This window comes from Mesorhizobium sp. M7A.T.Ca.US.000.02.2.1 (assembly GCF_003996995.1).
In the GTDB taxonomy this organism is placed as follows: Bacteria; Pseudomonadota; Alphaproteobacteria; order Rhizobiales; family Rhizobiaceae; genus Mesorhizobium.
The window spans coordinates 1-4,306 of sequence record NZ_RZTT01000473.1 but is presented as its reverse complement, the minus strand read 5'-3'; the positions used below and the strand labels follow the sequence as shown (position 1 = coordinate 4,306).

6 protein-coding genes are annotated in these 4,306 nt (G+C 60.0%); 5 read left to right on the top strand and 1 reads right to left on the bottom strand.

The window, feature by feature from the left end; translation table 11 throughout:
- The first annotated feature begins 85 nt into the window (after positions 1-85).
- Complete coding sequence (locus tag EOD15_RS29645) at positions 86-271, top strand: hypothetical protein (RefSeq protein ID WP_127271300.1); 186 nt, start codon at positions 86-88, stop codon at positions 269-271.
- Between the two features lie 232 nt (positions 272-503).
- Positions 504-1,451, top strand: coding sequence for an alpha/beta hydrolase (locus EOD15_RS29640; RefSeq protein WP_127317949.1), 948 nt, complete (start codon positions 504-506; stop codon positions 1,449-1,451).
- A 26-nt stretch (positions 1,452-1,477) separates the two neighbouring features.
- On the opposite strand, the gene EOD15_RS29635 is transcribed toward EOD15_RS29640, so the two are convergent.
- Positions 1,478-2,377 (bottom strand): LysR substrate-binding domain-containing protein, encoded by a 900-nt coding sequence (locus EOD15_RS29635; protein ID WP_013531163.1) that lies wholly within the window; start codon positions 2,375-2,377, stop codon positions 1,478-1,480.
- Between the two features lie 219 nt (positions 2,378-2,596).
- Between EOD15_RS29635 and EOD15_RS29630 the strand changes: the two genes are divergently transcribed.
- From EOD15_RS29630 to EOD15_RS29615, 3 genes are all read left to right on the top strand, one after another.
- Positions 2,597-2,782 (top strand): hypothetical protein, encoded by a 186-nt coding sequence (locus EOD15_RS29630; RefSeq protein ID WP_032930657.1) that lies wholly within the window; start codon positions 2,597-2,599, stop codon positions 2,780-2,782.
- Between the two features lie 339 nt (positions 2,783-3,121).
- Entirely contained in the window at positions 3,122-3,256 is a 135-nt protein-coding gene (locus EOD15_RS37295) for a hypothetical protein (protein WP_013531161.1), read from the top strand.
- A 344-nt stretch (positions 3,257-3,600) separates the two neighbouring features.
- Positions 3,601-4,306, top strand: a 706-nt coding sequence (locus tag EOD15_RS29615; protein ID WP_348629438.1) for a GlxA family transcriptional regulator, incomplete at its 3' end; no start/stop codon positions are given.

The following is a 4,306-nucleotide window of genomic DNA, read 5'->3' as shown; positions in this document are numbered from 1 at the left end:
ATACATGGCAGGCGCATTCAACCGGCATCGAATGGCAGGCTGGAGATATCTTTCCAGCCGCCGCAACGCTCCAGAGGAGACAACGATGTCAATGCTCGAAAACCTCGGCCGCTATGGCACGGCCATCAAGAATGCTCACGACCGCAGCAAGGCGCGACGCCTGTTGAACAGCCTGCCGCCCGAAATCCAGAAGGATATCGGCTGGCCGGTATCGCCGCGATCCAGCGAAAAGGCCGCACTTATCAACACGATCTGGAGCGCCGCGCGCTGATGACCTTCGCCAACAAATGCAAATTGCTCGGTATGCGCCGGGAATCTCGCATGTCCCCGGCGACCACCAGCAACCGGCTGCGTGCCGCACTTCTACCGCGCCGCTGAGCACCGCGGCGCGGATCACACCACCATGTAGATACGGCGCAAATCTTGACATTTTCGGCCACGGCACGATCTTCGAAGATAGTGGGGGTTCTCTTAGTCGGCTTTGCCGAAGTTCGTGTATTCGCATGCCAAGTTTGAAAAGCCATGTCGTGTCTTTCGTCCTGCGGCACAGCCGCAAGCAGGCATTTGCCAGTCCGGAAAATTTGCAGCGCTGGATCGCGGCCGCGCGCAAGACCGAGAACCACCGCCCGCCCGCCTCGTTGCATCAGCGTCTCGACATCGAGATGCATACGGTCGATGGCTTCCCCGTCTACGAAATCGCACCCAGGACCGGCGAGCAGAAGCGGATTCTCTACTTGCACGGCGGTGCCTATGTCTTTGAAATCACACCCTATCATTGGCACCTGATCGCCGAGATGGCGGATCGGCTGGGCTACGGGATCACGGTGCCGATCTATCCAATCGCTCCCGAACACGATTTCCATGCCATGTTCGGAATGGTTGGCGATGTCTACCGGCAGATGCTCGCCGAGACGGAAGCCGAAGACATCGTCTTCATGGGCGATTCCGCCGGCGGCAATATGGCTGTGGTGCTGACCATGATGGTCGCCGAAGAAGGACTGCCCCTGCCGTCGCGGCATGTGCTCATTTCGCCGGGTCTCGACGTGTCGCTCACCAACCCTGCAGTGTTCGAGGCGGAACGCAACGACCCTTGGCTGGGCATAGCTGGCGGAAGGGAGGCGATTCGCCTGTACAGTGCCGGCATCGATCCCAGCGACTGGCACATCAGCCCGGTCTATGGAGATCTGTCCGTGCTGCCAAGAACGCTGCTTTTGACCGGCTCGCGCGATCTTTTGACTCCCGACAATCTGATCTTCGCCGAAAAAGCCCGCGCAGCCGGCGTTGAAATCGATCTTGTCTATGAGGAAGGCATGTTCCACGTCTGGCCGCTGATTGACATGCCGGAAGCCCGGCGCGCCCGCGAGCGCATCGTCGCCTTTCTCGGGGAGAGCCGGATCGTGCACGATACGAGAGTAAGGCCTGAACAGCGCCCCGCCGAAGCGGCGGAGTAGCTTTATACTATCGTCCGACCAGCCGGTCAGAACTTGCCGGTTTCCCGGAAGACTTCGAAAGTCGCGCGGATGTGGTCGGCAACGGCCTTGACCGGGGCACTGGCATCCGGCGCCACCACCATTGCCAGATTGTAGGTCCCGATGTCGGGCATGCCGTCCTTCGGGCAGAGTTCGACCATGTCATTGCCGAGGAACGACTTCGGCAATGGCGCCACGGCGAGATCGGACATGATCGCGGCGCGCTGGCCGGCCGTGTGTGCGCTCATATAGGCGATGCGGTAGTTGCGGCCCTCGCGGCCAAGCGCGTCGAGCGCGCCGGCACGCCAGGCGCAGCCCTCTTCCCACAGCGATACCGGCAGCGGCTCGCGCAGATGCGCGCAGCCGCCCTTGGCACCGGCCCAGACGATCGGCTCGGTCAGCAGCACCTCGGCGCCGAGCGCGCTGGTCTTGTAGGAATTGGTCAGCAGCGTGATGTCGAGCGCCCGGTCGTCCATGCGCCGGCGCAGATTGCTGCTCTGGTCTATGGTGACGTCGACGGCGATCGACGGATGCGACTGCGCGAAACGCTTCAACACATGCGGCAGCACGCGCTCACCGTAATCGTCCGGCGAGCCAAGCCGCACCACACCGACAATCTCGGGAATGATGAACTTCGACACCACCTCGCGATTGATGGACAGCAGCCGGCGGGCATAGCCGAGCAGCATCTCGCCGTCCGTCGTCAGCGACACCGAGCGAGCGTCGCGCGCGAACACGGAGCGGCCGAGAATGTCCTCGAGCTTCTTGATCTGCATGGAAACGGCTGACGGCGTGCGGAACACGGCATTGGCGGCGGTGGTGAAGCTGCCGGTCTCGGCAATCGCCACGAACGTGCGCAAAACATCGAGATCGAGCAGCGGCAGCGGATGATTGAGCGGGGCGTTCATGGCAACCGACCTTCAATTTTTCTGATACAAAACATCATTCCATTTCGTTTGATTGAACATCAGATTGGGAGGATAGTCAACTCCATCGAAGCAGTAGCTGCCACAAGCAGCCATGAAACGACCATCGACACAGACCTGCATTCGACACGAAATGAAGTTGAAACAAACCCGCAGTAGCCAACTCGCTGTCTGGCACTAGCCAACCTAAAGGAGAAAGAGATGTCTATCCTGTCGTCCCTTGGTCGCATCGCGACCGAATTCAGCGCGGCGCGCGCCCGCTACCAGACTGAACGCGCTATCCGCTCCCTGCCGATCGAACTGCAGAAGGACATCGGCTGGCCTGAAGCTTCCGATACCAAGACCGGTACTCGCAACGGCGTCGGATCCTGGGCTGGAGCAAAGTAGATCGTGTGTACCATATGCTGAAGGCCTGCCGCGCAAACCGCCCGGCAGGCCTTCTCTATTTTATTTGCACTCAAATGAATTTTTAGAGCCATGTTTCCAGCGCATGACGCATATGAGAAAGCCGCATAGCAGCTCCTGTTTCCAATTAATGCCTTGTAAATAACCGCAAATTTTGGGCACCTTGCCCAAATCTGTCGCAACCGATGTCGCATTTCATATCAAGCGCTTCGCTTTTGCGATTTAGTTTCTGCTTACACAAGCCTATATCGGCGCCAGCAAACGAGCTGCCCCACTCCATCAAGCGAAGGCGACCCGTCTGAGCAACAAATGGAGATGATTATGAAGCTTTTTGCACGCCTCTTTGCCCGCCGCGAAATGAACCTGACCACCGCTCTCGAGCGTCAGCGTCTCGCCAACACTATGCCCGGCCAGACCGGCGCCATGAATGCGGCGCGCCTCGGCTTCGTCGCCTGAAGATTTTAGGGGCAGCGCATCCCTGCCGCTGCTTTAAAACTGTAACGCCGCCTGGCTCCAGCCAAGCGGCGTTTTTGTTTTGCGCGCAGGCAGTACGTTGCCCGTCCCTTGAACAGTTCGTGCCACTTCCAGGGCTCGCTGCACGCCGATTGCCCATTTGCGACCCATGTCGCAAATTTAATCTTGTCGTAGCGGCGTAGCCGATTGACAGACATGGTTTTTCCTGATGTCGCTATGCTATTCGCGACATCCTGTTCGCGCCATGGCTGTGTGAGGTTCCCTTGAACGCCGTAAAGCATCCGATCAAGCGATCGTTTGTATTCTTCCTTATTCCCGATTTCACCATGATCGCTTTTGCGACCGCGCTAGACCCGTTGCGTTCGGCCAATCGCATGCTCGGCTACGAGGCCTATCGCTGGCGCCTCGCCAGCATCGACGGCAAGCCGGTGCGCGCCTCGAACGGGGTCGAATGCGCGGTCAACACGTCGCTCGAGGATGAACGCAAGAAGATGGCAGGTCCCGACCGGCCGAATATGGCCATCGTCTGCAGCGGCATCAATGTCGAGCGCTACCAGAACAAGTCCGCCTTCGCCTGGCTGCGCGAGGAATACAATCGCGGCGTCGCCGTCGGCGGCCTGTGCACCGGCGCGCATATCCTCGCCGCCGCCGGCCTGCTGTCCAACAAACGCTGCGCCATCCACTGGGAGAACCTGCCGGGCTTTTCCGAAGCGTTCCCGAAGGCCAACGTCTTTGCCGACCTCTTCGAGATCGACCAGAACATCTACACCTGCGCCGGTGGCACCGCCGCACTCGACATGATGCTGAAGCTGATCGGCGACGACTTTGACGAGAACCTCGTCAACCGCGTCTGCGAGCAGGTGCTGACCGACCGCGTGCGCAGCCCCACCGACCGCCAGCGCCTGCCACTACGCGCCCGCCTCGGCGTCCAGAACTCGAAAGTGCTGACCATCATCGAACTGATGGAGGGCAATCTGTCGGAGCCGCTGTCACTGATCGAGATCGCCGACCATGTCGACCTGTCGCGCCGCC